Consider the following 21032-nt stretch of genomic DNA (forward strand, 5'->3'; position numbering starts at 1 on the left):
ATACGTCGGATTAAATCTATCCGTTTGTCGCGCCCGCGAGACGCCAACATGCTGAACCCTTCATTCAGGAGGACTCACCATGACCGATTCACTCGCCCAACGCGTCCAGCAACTTGGCTTGAAGTTGCCGACCCCGAGCCAGCCGATCGCCAACTACATCAATCACGTGGTCAGCCAGAACCAGCTGTTCATCTCCGGGCAGATTCCGTTGCTCGATGGCAAACCGACCTTTATCGGTCGACTCGGGGACGCGATTTGCGACGAAGAAGGCGCTAACGCCGCCGAACTTGCCGCGCTTGGTCTGCTTGCGCAACTGAGCAATGCACTCGGTGATGACCTGTCGAAACTGGTGCGCATCATTCGCCTCGGCGTATTCATCGCCAGCGCCGGTGATTTCAAAAACCAAGGTCTGGTGGCCAACGGCGCCTCCAACCTGCTGGTCAACGCCCTCGGCGAGAAAGGCAAACATGTGCGTACGGCCGTCGGTGTTTCCAGCCTGCCCGGCGGCGTGGCGGTGGAAATCGACGCGATTTTCGAGCTCAAGCCATGACACCCGCCGAAGTGGCGCATTTGCGGGCGGCGACACCGGGTTGCGCCAGCGTGATTCACTTCAACCACGCTGGCGCCTCGCTGCCGAGCCAGGCGACCCTCGACGCCATCCTCGGGCAACTGCAACGGGAAGCCCTCGGCGGGCCGATGGAGACGGCCGACCAAAGTGTGCAGGCTCGCGCCCGATCCGCGGCGGCCAGCCTGCTGAACACCGAGCCTGAAGCCATTGCCTTCGCCAGCAGCGGCTCGGCAGCCTGGGGCATGGCGTTCAATGCCCTGGGGCCGTGGCAATCCGGCGAGCGGATTCTCGTCGGCCGCCACGAATGGGGTGGCAATCTGGCGTGCATCGCCCGAGCCGTCGCCGCCGGGGCGCAACTGGAGGTGATTCCCTGCGATGAGACGGGCGCGGTGTCCGTGAGCGCTCTGCAGCAAATGATCGATCCTAAGGTGAAGCTGATTGCCCTGACCTGGCTGCCCGCCAACGGTGGCTTGATCAATCCCGCCGAGGCGATTGGCGCCGTGGCGCGGCAGCATGGCATCGCGTATTTCATCGACGCCGGCCAGGCGCTGGGGCAACTGCCCTGTGATGTTCAGGCGTTGAATTGCGATGTGCTCAAGGGTGCCGGGCGCAAATTCCTGCGCGGGCCGCGAGGAACGGCGCTGCTGTATATAAGGCCGGGATTCATGGAACGGCTCCAACCCACTCAACTCGATGTGCTTTCGGCGCCTTGGGATGGCGCAGGTTTTACGATGCGCAACGATGCTCGGCGCTTTGAAACCAGCGAAGTGTCGGTGGCGTTGCTGGCCGGTTTGGCCAATGCGCTGGAGGAATGCAATGCGCTGGGGACAACAGCCATTCGCCAGCGGATCGACGGACTGAGTCGGGGGTTGCGCGAGCGCCTACTAAAGATCCCCGGCCTGACGCTGCACAATCTCGGCCCGCAAGGCCATCAATCCGGCCTGATCGCGTTTACGCTCAAGGGGTGGGACTGTGTCGAGCTGAAACTGCGGCTGGCGCAGCGCGGGATCAATATCGGCGCCAATGGCGTGGCTTATACGCCTCTGGATATGCAGGCCAGAGGGCTGGAGAGCATTGCGCGGATTGCCGTGAGTTATTTCAACACTGAGGAGGAAACCGACGTGTTGTTGGGGCGTTTGCGGGAATTGGCCGAAAGTGGCAGCGATTGAATAGATCGCAGCCTTCGGCAGCCCCTGCGGGAGGCAGTCAGATCTGGATATCGACCCAAAGACCCTGGCGCGGCTCGTCTTCGATCAACGGCGCGACCGGCACGGTGTTGTCGGCGTTGAGTTCGTCGCCGGGGATCGCCAGGTGCACGTCAGGATCTTCATCGGCCTCACGACGGCGCCGATCCTGCTCCTGGCGACGGCGCTGTTCTTCGCGCAGTTGCAGGGCGGCCTCTTCCGGGTCGCGTTTTTGCAGGTCGATCGTGCTTTCGCTGGAGCTTTCCTGCACAGGCACTACCGGCGGAATGTCCGGACGCTGGCGGATCGGGTCCTGCTGTGAGGTGATCGGCACGGCACTCAAGGGCAGCATCGGTTGCAGCATAATTATTAGTCTCCTGTCATCAGGCTGTCGGCTGCGCGAGGGGCGACTTGAGCCATCGGTCGCAAAGTTGTGAACCAGCGCACGCGCGAGGGGCGATGTTTTATCCGACAGCACAGAACCCAAGCGTTCCCGAAGATCGAAAAATCACAGCCTTCGCCCGCGCCGATGCGAGTTATCCTTTGGCCCTGAAGGCTCATTCCGTTAAGATAGCCCGCTTTTTCAAGGTGGGAGTCAGGCAGCATGGCGCAGCAGTATCAACCGGGGCAACGCTGGATTAGTGACAGCGAAGCCGAGCTGGGTTTGGGCACCGTTCTGGCACAGGACGGCCGCTTGTTGACCGTGCTCTATCCGGCCACTGGCGACACTCGTCAGTACGCGCTACGGAATGCGCCCCTCACCCGTGTGCGGTTTTCCCCAGGTGACTCGATCACTCACTTCGAAGGCTGGAAACTGACCGTACAGGAAGTCGACGATGTCGATGGCCTGCTGGTTTACCACGGCCTCAACGCGCAGAACGAAGTGGTGACCCTGCCGGAAACCCAGCTCTCGAACTTCATTCAGTTCCGTCTGGCCAGCGACCGTCTGTTCGCCGGGCAGATCGACCCGCTGGCCTGGTTCTCCCTGCGTTACCACACCCTGGAACACACCAGTCGTCAGTTGCAGTCGTCCCTTTGGGGCCTGGGCGGTGTGCGTGCACAGCCGATCGCGCACCAATTGCACATCGCCCGTGAAGTCGCCGACCGTATCGCGCCGCGCGTGCTGCTGGCGGACGAAGTGGGCCTGGGCAAGACCATCGAAGCCGGTCTGGTGATCCATCGCCAACTGCTGTCGGGCCGCGCCAACCGCGTGCTGATCCTGGTTCCGGAGAACCTGCAGCACCAGTGGCTGGTCGAGATGCGCCGCCGCTTCAACCTGCAAGTCGCGCTGTTCGACGAAGAACGCTTCATCGAAAGCGATGCCGCCAACCCGTTCGAAGACACCCAGCTCGCCCTCGTGGCGCTGGAATGGCTGGTGGACGACGAGAAGGCCCAGGACGCGCTGTTCGCCGCCGGTTGGGACCTGATGGTCGTCGACGAAGCCCACCACCTGGTCTGGCACGAAGAAAAGGCCAGCGCGGAATACTCGCTGGTCGAGCAACTGGCCGAAGTCATTCCCGGCGTGCTGCTGCTGACCGCGACCCCGGAACAACTGGGCCAGGACAGCCACTTCGCGCGTCTGCGCCTGCTCGACCCGAACCGCTTCCATGACCTGCACGCCTTCCGCGCCGAGAGCGAAAACTATCGCCCGGTGGCCGAAGCCGTTCAGGAGTTGCTGGATAAAGGTCGCCTGTCGCCAGAAGCGCACAAGACCATCCACGGTTTCCTCGGCAACGAAGGCGAAGCCCTGCTCACCGCCGTCAACGATGGCGATGTCGAAGCCAGCGCCCGTCTGGTGCGCGAGCTGCTCGACCGCCACGGCACCGGCCGCGTGCTGTTCCGTAATACCCGCGCCGCCGTGCAAGGGTTCCCGGAGCGCAAGCTGCACCCGTACCCGCTGCCGTGCCCGGACGAATACCTCGAACTGCCGCTGGGCGATCACGCTGAGCTGTACCCGGAAGTCAGCTTCCAGGCCCAGCCGGACGCCAACGAAGAAGAACGCTGGTGGAAATTCGACCCACGCGTCGAGTGGCTGATCGACACCCTGAAGATGCTCAAGCGCACCAAAGTGCTGGTGATCTGCGCCCACGCCGAAACCGCCATGGACCTGGAAGACGCCTTGCGCGTGCGTTCCGGCATCCCGGCCACGGTGTTCCACGAGGGCATGAACATCCTCGAACGTGACCGCGCCGCCGCCTACTTCGCCGACGAAGAATTCGGCGCGCAAGTGCTGATCTGCTCGGAAATCGGCAGTGAAGGTCGCAACTTCCAGTTCTCGCACCACTTGGTGCTGTTCGATCTGCCGTCGCATCCGGACCTGCTGGAGCAGCGTATCGGTCGTCTCGACCGGATCGGCCAGAAGCACATCATCGAGCTGCACGTGCCGTACCTGGAAACCAGCCCGCAAGAGCGCCTGTTCCAGTGGTACCACGAAGCGCTGAACGCCTTCCTCAATACCTGCCCGACCGGCAACGCCTTGCAGCATCAGTTCGGTTCGCGCCTGCTGCCGCTGCTGGAAAACGCCGACGACGGCGAGTGGCAAGCGCTGATCGACGAGGCCCGCGGCGAGCGTGAGCGTCTGGAAGCCGAGCTGCACACCGGTCGCGACCGTTTGCTGGAACTCAACTCCGGCGGTTCGGGCGAAGGCGATCAGTTGGTCGAGGACATCCTTGAGCAAGACGATCAGTTCGCCCTGCCGATCTACATGGAAACCCTGTTCGACGCGTTCGGCATCGACAGCGAAGACCATTCGGAAAACGCGCTGATCCTCAAACCGAGCGAAAAAATGCTCGACGCCAGCTTCCCGTTGGGCGACGACGAAGGCGTGACCATCACCTACGACCGCAACCAGGCGCTGTCTCGCGAAGACATGCAGTTCATCACCTGGGAGCACCCGATGGTGCAGGGCGGCATGGACCTGGTGTTGTCCGGCTCGATGGGCAACACCGCCGTGGCGTTGATCAAGAACAAGGCGCTGAAACCTGGCACCGTGTTGCTGGAACTGCTCTACGTCAGCGAAGTGGTAGCCCCGCGCTCGTTGCAATTGGGCCGTTACCTGCCGCCAGCCGCCCTGCGCTGCCTGCTCGATGCCAATGGCAACGACCTGTCGGGCCGGGTGTCGTTCGAAACCCTGAACGATCAACTGGAAAGCGTGCCCCGCGCCAGCGCCAACAAGTTCATCCAGGCTCAGCGCGATCAGTTGACGCCACGGATCAACGCCGGCGAAGAGAAGATCTTCCCGCGTCACGCCGAGCGTGTGGCTGAGGCGCAACGTCGCCTGGCTGCCGACACCGACGAAGAATTGGCGCGCCTGACCGCGTTGCAAGCGGTCAACCCGACCGTACGCGACAGCGAACTGGTAGCCCTGCGCAAACAGCGCGAGCAAGGCCTGGCCATGCTCGACAAGGCTGCGTTGCGACTGGAAGCGATTCGGGTGTTGGTGGCGGGTTAAGCCCCCTGCTCCACCACTAAAAAAGAAGGCCCGCAGTGATGCGGGCCTTTTTTTGTCTGCCGATCGTTCCCACGCTCCGCGTGGGAACGATCATGCCGTTACCGCCTCGATCTGCGGATCAACCGCCACCAACCCGTCCTTCATCCGCTTCGCATCGCGCACAAAACAGCGCGACGCCATAAATAGAAACACCATGGTGAAAAACAGCGCCACCGGGATCAGGTACATCGCGTCGTGCAGTCCGACGGCCTTGAACGCCTCGGTCATCTGCTCGGCACCCGCCGCCAGCATCGCCGTGTTCGCGAAGTGATCGGACAAGCCCCCGACCACCACCGGCCCCAAGCCACCCCCCAGTAAATACAACCCGGCAAAGAACAGCGCCATCGCCGTGGCCCGCAGGCGCGGTTCGACCACGTCCTGGATCGCCGTGTACACGCAGGTGTAGAAGTTATAGGCAAACAGCCAGCCCAGGCTGAACACCGCGACAAACACGCCAATCTCGATCCGCCCGGCGTGCAGCGCCCAAGCGGTGCACACCGTCGAGATGATCAAACTGAACGCGGCGAACAGCAGCCGCCCGTTGGCCACGCGTTGGTGGATCTTGTCCGCGATCAAGCCGCCCAATGTCAGGCCGAACAGCCCGGTCACGCCGACGATGACGCCGGTCGCGACCGCTGCTTCGTGCAAAGGCATGAGGAAATAGCGCTGCAGCATCGGCACCAGGAAGGAGTTGCAGGCATAGGTCGCAAAATTGAAGCACAGCCCCGCCAGCACCAGCCACAGGAAAGTCGGCACCGCCAGCACTCGACGGATCGGCCGGTCCACGCGCTCTTGCGAGACTTGCACGGTTTCCGCCGCGCCGCGTTTCGGCTCCTTGATAAAGAACATGAAGATCGCCAGGACCAGCCCCGGCACCGCCGCGATAAAGAACGGTGCGCGCCAACTGTCGAAGGTTTTGACCATCCAGCCGATGGTGAAGAACGCCAGCAGCAGGCCCAGCGGCAGCCCGAGCATGAAAATGCCCATCGCCCGTGCGCGGCGGTGGGCCGGGAACAGGTCGCCGATCAGCGAATTGGCGGCAGGGGCGTAACTGGCCTCGCCGATGCCGATGCCCATGCGCACCAGCAGGAACGTCCAGAAACTGCCCACCAGCCCGTTGACCGCGGTGAGCCCGCTCCACACCGCCAGGCCCCAGCCCATCAATTTGGCGCGGGAACCGGTATCAGCCATGCGCCCCAACGGCAGGCCGGCAATGGCATAAACGAGGGTGAACGCCGTGCCGATGATCCCCAGTTGAAAGTCGCTGAGGTGCCATTCCATGCGAATGGGCTCGATGATAATGGCGGGGATGGTGCGGTCGAAGAAGTTGAACAGGTTCGCCAGGAACAGCAGGAACAGAATGCGCCAGGCATTCGCCGCTTGGGTCGAGTTCTGCATGGGGTCCGTCTCTTTTATTGTTATGAAGGCGTCGCTGCCCCCGGAATCTGCAATCTAGTCAGGCGCGCGTGACCTGTCTGTCATCATTCGCCAGCCTGATATCAGTTAATGCCACACACGCCCCCCCGCAGGAGCAAAGATTGCTCGCGAAAGCGGTCGTTCAGTCGACATCATCGTTGGCAGACAGACCGCTTTCGCAAGCAAGCTTCGCGCCTACAGGCCCGGTGAAATTTCAAGCCCGGTGCCGACAAACCGGTTGAAAAATATACCTGCGCGCCCCCCTTCCCAAGTCCAAGCCGAAGCCTAGAATAGCGGCCTGATCGCCCCCACCGTTGCCCCCATCCCTCTTTGACTATCGCCCATGTCCGAAGCCAGTCCGTGTCTGAATTGCGGTGCCTGCTGTTCTCATTTTCGCGTGTCTTTTTTCTGGGGTGAATGCACCTCGGCCGGTGGCACGGTGCCCGACGAACTGGTCGCGCCGATCAACCCCAGTCGGGTGGCGATGCTCGGGACAGACTGCAAACCGACCCGCTGCACCGCATTGGTCGGCGAGGTGGGCAGCACTGTGCAGTGCTCGATTTACGATCGGCGTTCGAGCACGTGCCGGGAGTTCGACGCCTCCTGGGCCAATGGCGAAGCCAACGTGGATTGCGATGCAGCGCGGGCCGCGTTCGGGTTGCCGGCCTTGCAACCCGAATTCGAAATGCCTTATGAGCAGAGCGCCTGAAACTTAGCGCCAATCGTTATAACGCCAATACCGAAATCATTAGCGTCACCGTGCCACTACGCCTTGCGCTCTGTACATGACCTCTATACTCCAAAGCATTCGCCGGCATTCATGATGCCGGCCAAGAAGACTCTGAGATGGGACGTGCTATGGAGTGGCTTGGTTTGCAGTTCATTACCGAGCTGCCAGAAGGCGGGCAGGTCATCCTTAACTGCACACACAACCCTTTTCTGGTGGTGCTGGCGTATGTGGTCGCTTGTGTGGCCGGTTTCGCCACGCTGGACATGACCGAACGGGTCGGTCATGTGGAAAAATCCGGCACCCAACGGCTCTGGCGTTGGGTCGGTGCCTTGTGCCTGGCGGGTGGCATCTGGGCCATGCACTTCATCAGCATGCTGGCGTTCCAGGCGCCGGTGGAAATTCACTACCAACTGCCCATCACCCTGCTCTCACTGATATTTGCCCTGACGGCTTCGTGGCTGGCAATGCACACGCTCAGCCACCCTCACGTGAATGTCTGGCAATACCTGCGCGCTGCCGTGTGGATCGGCCTGGGCATCGCGACCATGCATTATGTGGGCATGGCCGCCATGCGTTCGGTCGCAACGGCTTTCTACAACCCCTTGCTGTTCGCGCTGTCCATCGTCATCGCGATAGGCGCCAGCCTCGCCGCCCTGTTGATTTCCAGTCACCTGCGCGATGGCATCGGTTTGTATCATCAACTGCGCAAATTCATCGCCAGCCTGGTGCTCGGCGCCGGCATCGTCAGCATGCACTTCACCGGCATGGCGGCGCTGACGCTGGTGGTGCCCGTCGGCACCCTGCCCATGCTGCCCGGTGAAAACAACCATCTGCAGCTGGGGCTGACGGTGGCGATCATGACCCTGTTGATCATCGGCAGCTGCATCAGCGCGGCGCTGGCCGATAAAAAGCTGCAAAACAAGGAACACGACCTGCGCCGGGTCAACACCCTGCTCAGCCAGTTGGATCAGGCGCGCATGTCGCTGCAACAGGTGGCGCACTACGATGCCCTGACCAACCTGATCAACCGCCGCGGCTTTAATCAGATCTTTGCCGAGAAACTGATCGAGAAGACCAACGAGGGCGGCATGCTGGCGGTGATGTTCCTCGACATCGACCACTTCAAACGGATCAACGATAGCCTCGGCCATGACGCCGGCGATGAATTGCTCAAGGTATTGGCCGGCCACATCAAGGGCTCGGTGCGCAGCCACGACGACGTGGTGGCGCGCTTCGGCGGCGACGAGTTCTGCATCCTCATCGGCCTGCACGACCGCGAAGAAGCCCGGCACATGGCTCAGCGCATCATGCTGAAAATGAAAGAACCCATCGAGCTGTCCGGCCGGCGCATGGTCATGACCACCAGCATCGGCATCAGCTTGTTCCCTGAAGACGGCAAGACCTGCGAAGAACTGCTGAAAAACGCCGACCTGGCGCTGTATCAGTCCAAGGGCGCCGGCCGCAACAGCCTGAATTTCTTCAGTTCGAACCTCAGGACCCGGGCCACCCTGGAACTGCAGCTGGAAGAGGAACTGCGCCACGCCCTGCGCGAAAACACCGGGCTGAAGCTGTACTACCAACCGATCTATGAGCTGAAGACCGGTCAGGTCACCAAGCTCGAAGCGCTGATTCGCTGGCAACACCCGACTCACGGTCTGCTCACGCCTGACCGTTTCATCGCCATCGCCGAAGCCAACGGGCTGATCGCCGAACTGGACAACTGGGTCTTGTGCAAAGCCTGTGAAGACCTGGGCGAGTTGTCCCGCCACGGCTGCGAAGCCTTGAAGATTGCCGTGAACTGCTCGCCGCTGAACCTGGCGCGCGAGGAGTTGGCCGACGAAATCGAACACGCCCTGCACGTGAGCGGAGTGGAGCCCCAGCGCCTGGAGCTTGAGGTCACAGAAAATGCGCTGATGGGCAACATCGCCAACACCCTGGTGCTGCTGCGGCAGATTCGCGCGCTCGGCGTGTCGCTGTCGATCGATGACTTCGGCACCGGTTATTCATCCCTGGCCTACCTCAAGCGCCTGCCGCTGAACACGCTGAAAATCGATCGTTCATTCATTCAGGACATTCCCAAGGCGACCCAGGACATGGAGATCGTCCAGGCGATCATCGTCATGGCGCACACCCTGCATTTGCAGGTGGTCACCGAAGGCGTCGAAACCGTCGAGCAATACGAGTTTCTCGAACGCCTGGGCTGCGATTTCGTTCAGGGCTACCTGCTCAGTCGCCCGGTGCCGCTGGAAGAGCTGCGCCCGGTGCTGAACGAAATCAACCAGCGCAAGCACTCGCACACGGTCAGTCCACTGAGTCTGGCGCGCGGTATAGCCGGACTAACGTTGACGGATCCTTTTCCAAAAAGCCCTGGCCCCCATGCAGGCGCATCAATTGTGCGGCCAATCCGCTGATCGGCGTGGCCGAGCCTTGTTCGCGAGAAAACTTCACCGCCGTGTCCAGATCCTTGAGCAGCGTGCGCACGTGCCACTTCACCGGTTCGAAGCGGCTTTCGGCCATTTGTGGGGCGAGGATCTGCAACGGTTTCGAATCGGCAAAACCACCGGCCAGCGCTTCGGCGATCAGGCTGGCATCGACGCCGGAGCGTTCGGCCAACGCCACCACTTCCGCGATCACCAGGGCATTGCAGGCGACGATCATCTGATTGCAGGCCTTGGTCACCTGGCCGGCACCGACGGCGCCCATGTGCGTCACGCGTTGGCCCAGACTCAGCAAGACCGGTCGCACGCGTTCAAGATCCGCGGCATCGCCACCGACCATGATCGCCAGGCTGCCCGCCTCCGCGCCGACCACCCCGCCCGACACCGGCGTATCCAGCCAACGCATGCCGGTTTTACTGGCGAGTGCTGTCGCCATTTCCCGGGTGGCGGTGGGCTCCAGGCTGGAAAAATCCACCAGCAGTTGTCCACTTTTCCCACCCTCGGCAACGCCTGCCGGGCCAAACACCACTTCGCGCACCACCGCCGTGTCCGCCAGACACAGCATCACCACGTCTGCGTGCTCGCACAGTTCAGCCGGCGTCGCCACTTGCCGTGCACCGGCTTCAACCAGCAGTGCGCACTTGTGCGGATTGCGATTCCACACGGTCAGCGGATAACCCGCGGCCAACAGACGCTGGCACATCGGCAAGCCCATCAGGCCGATTCCGGCGAATCCGAGTGCAGGTAACGATGGCATCATTTTGCCTCCTTTTGATTAAAGATCGCCGAATACTGGCCGATCCATCATAAATCAGGAAAGGACTCCCCCGAGCGGCGCACCGCCAACACCCTGTCGCTTGGGCAAAATACGCGCGCAAAAAAGACGCGAGATCCCCTTCCGTGAAGTTCGATGACGCCTTGTCGTCGAGCCAACCAGTCCAGGTACATGGCGCACAATGACCTCTAAAAACAACCCGGCCACTGCGGTATCCGACCTGACGTTGAGCCCGGCGGCCAACAGCCCTTCAGCGTCGAAGCCATTGATCCCGTCGCGCCCGCTGGCGACCCAGCAGTACCTGTACTTCACCGAAACCAATACCGACCGCATCCTCGATAACCTCGACGGCCTGCGCGACATGGTGTTCCCGCGCCCACCGCATCTGGAAGGCGACAGCGAACAGCACAGCGAGCAGGAATTCCCCTCGGTGTGCCTGATCGGCCTCGGCCGCTGTGGTTCGAACATCGCGCTGGACGTCGCCGAACTGGTGTACAACGCGCGCAAGTTCTACCTCAACGAATTCAACAACGAAGATCGCCTGTCGCCGGACAAACGCTACGCCGAAAAAGGCTACAGCCCGGCCCAGTGGATTCGTAACAACCTGCGCCTGGGGCCGAACAAGGCCACCAAACCGGTGTTCCTGGTCGAACCATTGGTGATGCTCGGCGACCTGGACAAGGACATCGCCGGGCGCATCCGCTTCTCGCGCAAGGGCGAAAAAAGCGGCTTCCTGCGCGACTACAGCAAAATGAAAATCATGGACTTGTCGGAAGTCCACGCCGGTGGCGCCGGTAACGCGCCGATCCTCGGCCAGTACCTGGCCAAGATCATCCTGAACAAGGACACCCAGCGTTTCTCCAGCCCTGATTGGAAGATGATTCACTCGTACCTGATCGACAGCTGCGGGATCAAGGCCAACCAGTCGCGCCTGTATTTCTCGATCTTCAGTGCCGGCGGCGGTACCGGTTCGGGCATGGCCTCGGAATTCGGCCTGGCCCAGCAGCACTCGTACATGAACAAGACGTTCGACACCAAGCCGATGGACGAGCACGACAGCAAAAGCGGCCACGCCTTTGTCTTCGAGCCGATCTTCACCAGCGGCATTTGCGTGCTGCCGAACATTTCCGACCACCGCAGCGAAATGTCCGAGGCGCTGCACATCAACGCCGGGCGCCTGCTGTGCAAATACCTGTCGGAGGAATGGGACTTTTCGTACAACTTCGACAATGAAGACAGCAGCGAAGCCAGCGTCATGGGGCGTATTCGCCCATGGAACGCGATGATGCTGATCTCCAACGACATCATGCGTTACGCCGAAGAGAGCGATGACGGCAACATCCAGAACATCGACGTCAATGCGATGGAAAAGCACGCCAACCAATACATCTCGCAGCAGATCTTCAACATTCTGACGGCGCAAGCGGTCACGACTGACTACGACCAGAACTATTTCCGTCGCGCCGGCATCGACATCGGCGAAACCATTCGCCTGGACGCCAACGACCTGTTCATGAGCCTGGCCGGCCCGGTGGCGATTGCCTACGCCGAGTCCGTGGTGCCGGAAACACCAGCGCCGAGCAGCGACAAATTCAAGGTGTTCGATAAAGAGCCGCAGCGCCTGAACATCGACGACCTGTTCTTCCGCTCCATTGACCTTCCGCACTTCAACAAGGTCACCCAGGCCATCGAAGGCATCAGCCTGTTGCCGATCGAGTCCAAGCGCTACCGCGCGTCGCTGGAGCAGTACAAGAATTCCGGTTATGACGCGGCCGCGTTGCACGACCTGCACTTCTTCAAGAATTGCTCGTCGGTGGTGTCGATCGTGTCGTTGCCCAAGGACTACAAGCTGTCCTACATGGACCTCAACCGCTTGAAGACCCACCTCAACAGCCTGTTTCCGAACACCACGCTCAAGCGTTACGCGCTGGTGATCGGCGCCTCGGCCAACTTGTCGCTGACCACCCTGATCGCCAAGAGCCCGTGTCTGTCGGACGACTTCCTGACCCTGATCGTGGCCTTCATCAAGCGCTGCTTCGCGAAGAACCCGTACCGTTTCGACGAGACTCTGGACAACTCGATCCTCGACTTCATCATCCATGAAGACTTTGACGAAGACCTGATCGACGACTTGCTCAACGAGTTCGAGAACCCGGCGAAGATCCTCGATACCAACTGGTACGCGATCAAGCCGATGTACGAGAAGAAATACCGCGAGCTGATCAACGACAAAGACAAGTTTGTCTCGATCAACGACATTCGTTTGTCGCGCGATTGCGTGAAGAAAGCGATCAAGTACCTGCGCGAGATTTACCGTCACCGGATTGGCAAGACCAAGGTTATTTCCCTTAATAACCACACTGGTAAAACCGCTTAACGGGGAATGCCCGAAAAGATCGCAGCCTTCGGCAGTGCCTACAGAGGTCAGATCGTTCCCACGCTCTGCGTGGGAATGCCTCCACGGACGCTCCGCGTTCGGCTTCTGATGGGACGCGGAGCGTCCAGGGCTGCATTCCCACGCGGAGCGTGGGAACGATCGCAGACCGTGGGAACGATCACATCCAGAAACAATTAAGCAGCCGTCAGGCTGCTCACTAAACTGTTCCCGTTACGTTTACGTCACCCTCGCCAAGACCCTCCTGTGGCCTTTCTCTACGGCAACATGCCATCACGCTACTCGCCTACACACTTTTAGCCCGCCGAGCTGCGCACTCTTTTAATGCGAGCCGTCAGCTCGTCGCCCTTTCCTGGATCAGAATCCACGGCGAAACCACCACTGCCCACAGCTCGGGATCGCGCTCGAAAAGATCCAGCGCCCGCGTTTCAGAGAGCTTGGCGAGGGTGTCGGCGGCCAGCCAGGCAGCCACTTTCTCGCCTTCATCCGTGGCCACGGCTTCGGCGGCGGCGATCAAATCCAGGCTGGGGTCGACCCACAATAGGGCACCCTTGGCAAAGAACGGTTCCAGTTCCTTCCAGGTAATAGATGCGGTCTCACCAAGCAGCTTGGCATAGAGGGTGCTAGGTTCTTGAGTCATGGGTCCTGTCCGGAAAAGAAATCGACGCGAATGATAACGTCGGTGGTCCGGCAGAAAAACCCGGAAGCAATTGAGTCATCGAATGAAAAGCGCAGGAAAGCCAAGGATTGCTGTGAATACAGCCTGAACCCCCGCCGCAATTCTGTATTTTTCTTTCAAAAAAGCGACACCCTCAGGTTTTGCCCCCTGGCGCCAGCTTCCCAGGCTAACAATCGGCGCTCTACACTGTACCGGTACAGTTGCCGGGGGCATTTTCCGGAGGATATCCAAGATATCTGACCCGGTTCTGCTGCTACGGCGCCAGGACTATAAAAACTACAACAGTAAGAGTGGAGCACTATGACTAAGGCTACTAAGCAGATTTCCAAACTGTTTGCCGCTATGGTTCTGGCCGGGGTTGCCAGCCATTCGTTCGCAGCTGACACCATCAAGATCGGTATCGCCGGCCCCAAGACCGGCCCGGTAGCCCAATACGGCGACATGCAGTTCAGCGGCGCCAAAATGGCCATTGAACAGATCAACGCCAAGGGCGGCGTCGACGGCAAGAAGCTCGAAGCCGTTGAATACGACGATGCCTGTGATCCGAAACAAGCGGTTGCTGTAGCGAACAAAGTCGTCAACGACGGCGTCAAGTTCGTGGTCGGTCACCTGTGCTCCAGCTCCACTCAACCGGCTTCGGACATTTACGAAGACGAAGGCGTGATCATGATCACTCCGGCTGCCACCAGCCCGGACATCACTTCCCGCGGTTACAAAATGATCTTCCGTACCATCGGTCTCGACAGCGCCCAGGGCCCTGCCGCCGGTAACTACATCGCTGATCACGTCAAACCGAAAATCGTTGCCGTTCTGCACGACAAACAGCAATACGGTGAAGGCATCGCGACTGCCGTTAAGCAGACCCTCGAGAAGAAAGGCACCAAGGTTGCCGTGTTCGAAGGCATCAACGCCGGCGACAAGGACTTCTCCTCGATCATCGCCAAGCTCAAGCAAGCCAACGTCGACTTCGTCTACTACGGCGGCTACCACCCGGAGCTGGGTCTGATCCTGCGTCAATCCCAGGAAAAAGGCCTGAAAGCCAAGTTCATGGGTCCGGAAGGCGTGGGTAACGACTCCATTTCGCAGATCGCCAAGGACGCTTCCGAAGGCCTGCTGGTGACCCTGCCGAAATCCTTCGACCAGGATCCGGCCAACATCGCCCTGGCTGACGCGTTCAAAGCCAAGAAAGAAGACCCGAGCGGTCCGTTCGTGTTCCCGGCCTACTCGGCTGTGACCGTGATTGCCGACGGTATCAAGGCTGCCAAGAGCGAAGACTCGGCCAAAGTGGCTGAAGCCATCCACGCCGGCACTTTCAAAACCCCTACCGGCGACCTGAGCTTCGACGCCAAGGGCGACCTGAAAGACTTCAAGTTCGTGGTTTACGAGTGGCACTTCGGCAAACCTAAAACTGAAGTTTCGCCTCAGTAAGGCGTTGCCTGACTGACTGCCAATAAAGCCCACGGCGTGCCGTGGGCTTTGTTTTACGAACGTATAGGGCCGCGCTGGCGTGATCCGCCAGTCTCCCCACCTGAAAATCTCAAAACCGTCATCAGCGGTTCGCTGGCAAACCTCGCGTTCGAAGTGGATGCAGATCCACGGGGCTCGAGCGGGAAAATGACTCCACCAGTGAAATGCGTATCAGGTTTTTAGGAGCGCTGTAATGCCTGACATCTATCACTTCTTCCAACAGCTGGTTAATGGTCTGACCATTGGCAGCACGTATGCCCTGATCGCCATCGGCTATACGATGGTTTACGGCATCATTGGAATGATCAACTTCGCCCATGGCGAGGTGTACATGATCGGCTCCTACGTGGCGTTCATCGCCATCGCGGGCCTGTCCATGATGGGACTCGACAGTGTTCCACTGTTGATGACCGCCGCTTTCCTCGCCACCATCGTCGTGACCAGTGCCTACGGTTACAGCATCGAACGGATCGCCTACCGCCCCTTGCGCGGCAGCAACCGTCTGATCCCGCTGATCTCCGCCATCGGCATGTCGATCTTCCTGCAGAACACGGTTCTGCTGGCGCAAGACTCCAAGGACAAATCCATCCCCAACCTGATCCCCGGCAACTTCTCCATCGGGCCAGGTGGCGCACATGAAGTGCTGATTTCCTACATGCAAATCGTGGTGTTCGTGGTGACCCTGGTCGCCATGCTCGGCCTGACGCTGTTCATCTCCCGCTCTCGCCTGGGCCGCGCCTGCCGCGCCTGTGCCGAAGACATCAAGATGGCCAACCTGCTGGGTATCAACACCAACAACATCATCGCCCTGACCTTCGTCATCGGTGCTGCGCTGGCGGCCATTGCGGCCGTGCTGCTGAGCATGCAATACGGCGTGATCAACCCGAACGCCGGTTTCCTCGTCGGCCTCAAGGCCTTCACCGCCGCGGTACTGGGCGGGATCGGCAGCATCCCCGGCGCCATGCTCGGCGGACTGGTGCTTGGCGTAGCGGAAGCCTTCGGTGCCGATATCTTCGGCGACCAGTACAAGGACGTTGTGGCGTTCGGTCTACTGGTTCTGGTGTTGTTGTTCCGGCCAACCGGCCTGCTGGGTCGTCCGGAGGTTGAGAAAGTATGACTAGGAATCTTAAACAGGCGTTGTTCAGCGCCTTGCTGGTGTGGGCCGTGGCCTACCCGGTACTCGGTCTGAAACTGACCATCGTCGGCATCAACCTCGAAGTCCATGGCACCAGCGATGCAACCCTGATCACCATCGCCGTGTGCTCGGTGCTGATGTTCCTGCGCGTGCTGTTCGACCAGCAGATCAGCTCGGCCTGGCGTTCCTCGCCGAACATGCCGCTGATTCCGGCCAAGGCCAGCAACTTCCTGACCCTGCCGACCACCCAGCGCTGGATCATCATTGCGTTGATCGCTGGCGCGCTGGTCTGGCCGTTCTTCGGCTCTCGCGGAGCGGTGGATATCGCGACGCTAGTGTTGATCTACGTGATGCTGGGCCTGGGCCTGAACATCGTGGTCGGCCTGGCCGGTCTGCTTGACCTCGGTTACGTCGGCTTCTACGCCGTCGGTGCCTACAGCTATGCGCTGCTGTCGCACTACTACGGTCTGAGCTTCTGGATCTGCCTGCCGATTGCCGGTCTGATGGCGGCCACTTTCGGCTTCCTGCTCGGTTTCCCGGTACTGCGCCTGCGCGGTGACTACCTGGCGATCGTGACCCTGGGCTTCGGCGAGATCATCCGTCTGTTCCTGCGTAACCTGACCAGCCTCACCGGTGGCCCGAACGGCATCAGCAACATCGAGAAGCCCACGTTCTTCGGCCTGACCTTCGAGCGTAAAGCGGCCGAAGGGATGCAGACCTTCCACGAGTACTTCGGCCTGCCATACAACTCGATCAACAAGGTGATTTTCCTCTACCTGGTTGCGTTGTTGCTGGCCCTGGGTGCGCTGTTTGTGATCAACCGCCTGCTGCGCATGCCGATCGGTCGCGCATGGGAAGCGTTGCGCGAAGACGAAATCGCCTGCCGTGCACTGGGTCTCAACCCTACGGTGATCAAGCTCTCGGCCTTCACCCTGGGTGCCAGTTTCGCCGGTTTTGCCGGCAGCTTCTTCGCTGCCCGCCAAGGCCTGGTGACCCCGGAATCCTTCACCTTCATCGAGTCGGCGATCATCCTCGCCATCGTCGTATTGGGTGGCATGGGCTCGCAACTGGGCGTGATCCTCGCGGCCGTGGTGATGATCCTGTTGCCGGAAATGATGCGTGAATTCAGTGAATACCGCATGTTGATGTTCGGCGCCTTGATGGTGCTGATGATGATCTGGCGTCCTCAAGGCCTGCTGCCCATGCAACGTCCTCACATGGAGCTGCGCAAATGAGCCGCGAGATCCTTAAAGTAGACAACTTGAGCATGCGCTTCGGCGGCTTGCTGGCGGTCAACGGCGTGGCCCTGACCGTGCACGAAAAACAGGTGGTTGCGTTGATCGGCCCGAACGGCGCCGGCAAGACCACCGTGTTCAACTGCCTGACCGGCTTCTACAAACCGAGCGGCGGCAGCATCCTGCTGGACGGCGAGCCGATTCAAGGTTTGCCCGGCCACAAGATCGCCCTCAAAGGCGTGGTACGGACCTTCCAGAACGTGCGGTTGTTCAAGGACATGACCGCGGTCGAGAACCTCTTGATCGCCCAGCACCGTCACCTGAACACCAACTTCCTGGCCGGTCTGTTCAAGACCCCTTCGTTCCGCAAAAGCGAACGCGAAGCCATGGAGTTTGCCGAGTACTGGCTGGACAAGGTCAACCTCACGGCCTTCGCCAACCGTCCGGCCGGCACCCTGGCCTACGGTCAGCAACGTCGCCTGGAAATCGCTCGCTGCATGATGACCCGTCCGCGGATCCTCATGCTCGACGAACCGGCCGCCGGCCTGAACCCGAAGGAAACCGAAGACCTGAAGGCGCTGATCAGCATGCTCCGCGAGGAGCACAACGTCACCGTGCTGCTGATCGAACACGACATGAAACTGGTCATGAGCATTTCCGACCACATCGTCGTGATCAACCAGGGCACCCCCCTGGCCAATGGCTCGCCCGAACAGATCCGCGACAATCCTGAAGTGATCAAAGCCTACCTGGGGGAAGCGTAAATGCTGCAATTCGAAAACGTTTCCACCTTCTACGGCAAGATCCAGGCCCTGCACAGCGTCAACGTGGAAATCCGCCAGGGCGAAATCGTCACCCTGATCGGTGCCAACGGCGCGGGTAAATCCACCCTGCTGATGACGCTGTGCGGTTCGCCGCAGGCCCACAGCGGCAGCATCAAATACATGGGTGAAGAACTCGTGGGGCAGACCTCGGCGCAGATCATGCGCAAGAGCATTGCCGTGGTGCCGGAAGGTCGTCGGGTGTTTGCCCGTCTGACCGTGGAAGAAAACCTCGCCATGGGCGGCTTCTTCACCGACAAGGGCGACTATCAGGAACAGATGGACAAGGTTCTCGGACTTTTCCCACGCCTGAAAGAGCGTTTTGCCCAACGCGGCGGCACCATGTCCGGCGGCGAACAGCAAATGCTCGCCATCGGCCGCGCGCTGATGAGCAAGCCCAAGCTGCTGCTGCTCGACGAGCCTTCTCTCGGCTTGGCGCCAATCATCATCCAGCAGATCTTCGACATCATCGAACAACTGCGCAAGGACGGTGTGACGGTGTTCCTGGTGGAGCAGAACGCCAACCAGGCGCTGAAAATTGCTGACCGTGCGTACGTGTTGGAAAACGGCCGGGTGGTGATGCAAGGGACTGGTGAGGCGCTGCTGACTGATCCGAAAGTGCGGGAAGCGTATTTGGGTGGTTGAAGTTTGGTGGTAAATAAAAAAACGGCCTTCGGGCCGTTTTTTTGGTTTGTACAATGTGATTTATGACTGAACATGGGACTTTGCATAGTCTATTACATGCTGGACGGTCGTAATTTTCTCAGCTACATCATCCGGAATTGCCATACCAAGCTCTTGTTCCAACGCCATGACCAGTTCAACTGCATCCAAAGAGTCCGCCCCTAGATCTTCAATAAAACGATTGGAATTCTTCATATCCTTGTCGTTCACGCCCAGACACTCACAAACTACTTTTCTTACACGTTCTTCTATACTTTCCATTTTCTCGCTCCTTGATCATCATTTTTCAAGCCAAGCGTCTCATTCGGACCAAGGAACCCGGCGACCTGCATCAAGTTATTCACGGCATGCAGAACACCGAGGTCTTGAAGGGTTGCCTTGTTGTTCAAAATCCGTCGAAGGCAGTAATACATCGTCAACTCGCCCAAGGCCGCGCTGCCATCCAGCATTCTCCGCTCAACAATGGTTTTCGATTTCACATGGATCATGGTTTCCAGATAATCATTCAAATCAACTTTGTTCATGATCTTGCTCTGCTCAGTAATCCGCCTGACTTTTAATGTATTAGTCGTTTGGGCGGTTTTCTACTTGCAGAAATAACAGGTACGGATAACTAATCACGATAAGTAACCCTAGGCTTATTCCAAACACTTCCCTCAAATATGTTCGCCAATTCCCTTGTGGGCGGGGTCTGTCGAGCGCCTTGCATTCGAAAAAAATGCCAGTCAGACGAACTGACTGGCATTGGCTTTCGAGCCGTTAGTAGGGATTGCAGTGTTGCGCTACAGCCGTGGCCTGGTCGACGTAGGGCCGCGCCGGTTCAAGGTTCCACTCGGGTTTGTTCCTGACAGGCTTGCCGTCAACGGTTGCCGCCAGGTGACAGACCATCTGCCGGCGCAGTGACCCGCCATTGATGCTGTGCTGCCGCCATTGCCCATCGTCTTTATGCTTGTTGTACAACTCGGCAAACATTCTGTCGGTCTGATCATCCTTGATCCCCCGGCCGCAGGCGGTAGGCACCACCGACAGCGACCAGGTGTTCGGCCCCAGTTTGGGATCGGGACGTTGTACCCATCTGCTTGATTCGATGTACTTGTCACAGAACTGTTGCGCGGGCGGCGGCGTGGTTTTCACGCAGGAGAAGGTGGCCTTGCTGACCGGGGTCCTGGGGAAGTCGATCTTGATAATGTTGCGATCCTTGCCAGTCTTGTTTTTATAGTCGCGCTGATTGGCCAGAGCATCGATCAAACCCCGTTGATCGCTGTAGAAAAACGCCAGGATGGGCAGTTCGTCGTCCTTGGGGTTACCCAGGCGCAGTTCGGTCTGGGTTTGAAACTCGCGGGTATTGATGACGCGCCGAGCCCCCATGAAATTGCGAAAGGCGTCCACCCGATCATTGCTGCTCATGGGATTGCGCATGTTGAAGCCGCATTGCAACTGGTCTTGCTTAACGTTGTTGTTGAACTTGGTGAAGTGCGCGACCCACGCATTCGGGCTCAGGATCGGCGGCGCCATCGCCTGGCAGACGCCCTCGGTCTGGGCCGTGTTCTTGTTGTTGCCACAGCCCCGGTCATCTCGAAAGTCGGTCCAGGCGTCGTTGGGAAACGCACAGTAGACGTGCACCGGCGTCTCGGGATCGCGAACCAGATCCCTCGGCGTAATGATGTAGCCGTTTTGCGTACTCATGCCCGGGTCTTCATAGCTGATGCCGTCGGCCCGCATATAGGACGCGGCAAAAGTGCCCAGTTCCTTGGCTTTCGGGCTTGGATTCCAGACATCCCACTGCTGCCCCTTGGCCGGATCGGCGCGGTGCGTGCCTCTGATCAACAACCCCGAACAGTCCGACGCGGGATCCTGCCGGCAACTGTCAACGGTGTTGCTGTACAACGTTTCAACCTTCTTCAGCGTCTCTTCGCATGACTCGGCATGGGCCCATGCCGTGTGCAAGAGCGGCGTAAACATCAGTAATGAAGCAATCCTGTGCAGACGTTTTTTCATGGCTTGCATCTCCTTGA

18 protein-coding genes are annotated in these 21032 nt (G+C 59.7%); 11 read left to right on the top strand and 7 right to left on the bottom strand.

Annotated elements, in window-relative coordinates:
* The first annotated feature begins 79 nt into the window (after window positions 1-79).
* Both HKK53_RS13775 and HKK53_RS13780 read left to right on the top strand, forming a co-directional pair.
* A complete protein-coding gene (locus HKK53_RS13775; protein ID WP_169371277.1) occupies window positions 80-550 on the top strand; it encodes a RidA family protein in 471 nt (156 codons plus the stop codon).
* Window positions 547-1737, top strand: coding sequence for an aminotransferase class V-fold PLP-dependent enzyme (locus HKK53_RS13780; RefSeq protein WP_169371278.1), 1191 nt, complete (start codon window positions 547-549; stop codon window positions 1735-1737). The genes HKK53_RS13775 and HKK53_RS13780 overlap by 4 nt, the downstream gene beginning before the upstream one ends.
* A gap of 37 nt (window positions 1738-1774) precedes the next feature.
* Here HKK53_RS13780 and HKK53_RS13785 read toward each other — a convergent pair whose 3' ends face one another.
* Window positions 1775-2116 (bottom strand): aspartate-semialdehyde dehydrogenase, encoded by a 342-nt coding sequence (locus HKK53_RS13785; protein WP_169371279.1) that lies wholly within the window; start codon window positions 2114-2116, stop codon window positions 1775-1777.
* A gap of 240 nt (window positions 2117-2356) precedes the next feature.
* On the opposite strand from HKK53_RS13785, the gene rapA reads away from it, so the two are divergent.
* On the top strand, window positions 2357-5203 hold the full coding sequence (gene rapA / locus HKK53_RS13790) for an RNA polymerase-associated protein RapA (protein WP_169371280.1): 2847 nt from the start codon (window positions 2357-2359) through the stop codon (window positions 5201-5203).
* A 90-nt stretch (window positions 5204-5293) separates the two neighbouring features.
* On the opposite strand, the gene HKK53_RS13795 is transcribed toward rapA, so the two are convergent.
* Window positions 5294-6640: a spinster family MFS transporter gene (locus tag HKK53_RS13795; RefSeq protein WP_169371281.1), complete on the bottom strand. Its 1347-nt coding sequence runs from the start codon at window positions 6638-6640 to the stop codon at window positions 5294-5296.
* 361 nt (window positions 6641-7001) lie between these two features.
* Here HKK53_RS13795 and HKK53_RS13800 point away from each other — a divergent pair, with 361 nt between their 5' ends.
* Together HKK53_RS13800 and HKK53_RS13805 are read left to right on the top strand one after the other, a co-directional pair.
* On the top strand, window positions 7002-7367 hold the full coding sequence (locus HKK53_RS13800) for a YkgJ family cysteine cluster protein (protein ID WP_169371282.1): 366 nt from the start codon (window positions 7002-7004) through the stop codon (window positions 7365-7367).
* Window positions 7368-7516: 149 nt separating this feature from the next.
* Entirely contained in the window at window positions 7517-9799 is a 2283-nt protein-coding gene (locus tag HKK53_RS13805) for a putative bifunctional diguanylate cyclase/phosphodiesterase (protein ID WP_169374241.1), read from the top strand.
* On the opposite strand, the gene HKK53_RS13810 is transcribed toward HKK53_RS13805, so the two are convergent.
* Entirely contained in the window at window positions 9690-10586 is an 897-nt protein-coding gene (locus HKK53_RS13810; protein WP_169371283.1) for an NAD(P)-dependent oxidoreductase, read from the bottom strand. The genes HKK53_RS13805 and HKK53_RS13810 overlap by 110 nt on opposite strands.
* A gap of 196 nt (window positions 10587-10782) precedes the next feature.
* Here HKK53_RS13810 and HKK53_RS13815 point away from each other — a divergent pair, with 196 nt between their 5' ends.
* Window positions 10783-12978 carry a hypothetical protein gene (locus HKK53_RS13815; RefSeq protein ID WP_169371284.1) on the top strand — a complete coding sequence of 732 codons (2196 nt, stop codon included), beginning with the start codon at window positions 10783-10785 and terminating at the stop codon, window positions 12976-12978.
* A gap of 352 nt (window positions 12979-13330) precedes the next feature.
* On the opposite strand, the gene HKK53_RS13820 is transcribed toward HKK53_RS13815, so the two are convergent.
* Window positions 13331-13636 carry a DUF2288 domain-containing protein gene (locus tag HKK53_RS13820; RefSeq protein WP_133837346.1) on the bottom strand — a complete coding sequence of 102 codons (306 nt, stop codon included), beginning with the start codon at window positions 13634-13636 and terminating at the stop codon, window positions 13331-13333.
* 339 nt (window positions 13637-13975) lie between these two features.
* Here HKK53_RS13820 and HKK53_RS13825 point away from each other — a divergent pair, with 339 nt between their 5' ends.
* From HKK53_RS13825 to HKK53_RS13845, 5 genes are all read left to right on the top strand, one after another.
* Window positions 13976-15103, top strand: coding sequence for a branched-chain amino acid ABC transporter substrate-binding protein (locus HKK53_RS13825; RefSeq protein ID WP_169371285.1), 1128 nt, complete (start codon window positions 13976-13978; stop codon window positions 15101-15103).
* A 232-nt stretch (window positions 15104-15335) separates the two neighbouring features.
* Entirely contained in the window at window positions 15336-16259 is a 924-nt protein-coding gene (livH, locus tag HKK53_RS13830; protein ID WP_169371286.1) for a high-affinity branched-chain amino acid ABC transporter permease LivH, read from the top strand.
* Entirely contained in the window at window positions 16256-17512 is a 1257-nt protein-coding gene (locus HKK53_RS13835) for a high-affinity branched-chain amino acid ABC transporter permease LivM (RefSeq protein ID WP_169371287.1), read from the top strand. The genes livH and HKK53_RS13835 overlap by 4 nt, the downstream gene beginning before the upstream one ends.
* Window positions 17509-18276, top strand: coding sequence for a high-affinity branched-chain amino acid ABC transporter ATP-binding protein LivG (livG, locus tag HKK53_RS13840; protein WP_169371288.1), 768 nt, complete (start codon window positions 17509-17511; stop codon window positions 18274-18276). The genes HKK53_RS13835 and livG overlap by 4 nt, the downstream gene beginning before the upstream one ends.
* A complete protein-coding gene (locus HKK53_RS13845; protein WP_059407957.1) occupies window positions 18277-18978 on the top strand; it encodes an ABC transporter ATP-binding protein in 702 nt (233 codons plus the stop codon).
* A gap of 60 nt (window positions 18979-19038) precedes the next feature.
* On the opposite strand, the gene acpP is transcribed toward HKK53_RS13845, so the two are convergent.
* The 3 genes from acpP to HKK53_RS13860 all read right to left on the bottom strand — a co-directional run bounded on the left by acpP (window position 19039) and on the right by HKK53_RS13860 (window position 21015).
* Entirely contained in the window at window positions 19039-19278 is a 240-nt protein-coding gene (acpP, locus tag HKK53_RS13850) for an acyl carrier protein (protein WP_169371289.1), read from the bottom strand.
* A complete protein-coding gene (locus HKK53_RS13855; RefSeq protein ID WP_169371290.1) occupies window positions 19266-19541 on the bottom strand; it encodes a hypothetical protein in 276 nt (91 codons plus the stop codon). The genes acpP and HKK53_RS13855 overlap by 13 nt, the downstream gene beginning before the upstream one ends.
* A gap of 235 nt (window positions 19542-19776) precedes the next feature.
* Window positions 19777-21015, bottom strand: coding sequence for a DUF2599 domain-containing protein (locus tag HKK53_RS13860; RefSeq protein ID WP_169371291.1), 1239 nt, complete (start codon window positions 21013-21015; stop codon window positions 19777-19779).
* Between the last annotated feature and the right edge of the window lie 17 nt (window positions 21016-21032).

Source organism: Pseudomonas sp. ADAK7, from assembly GCF_012935675.1.
Taxonomy (GTDB): Bacteria; Pseudomonadota; Gammaproteobacteria; order Pseudomonadales; family Pseudomonadaceae; genus Aquipseudomonas.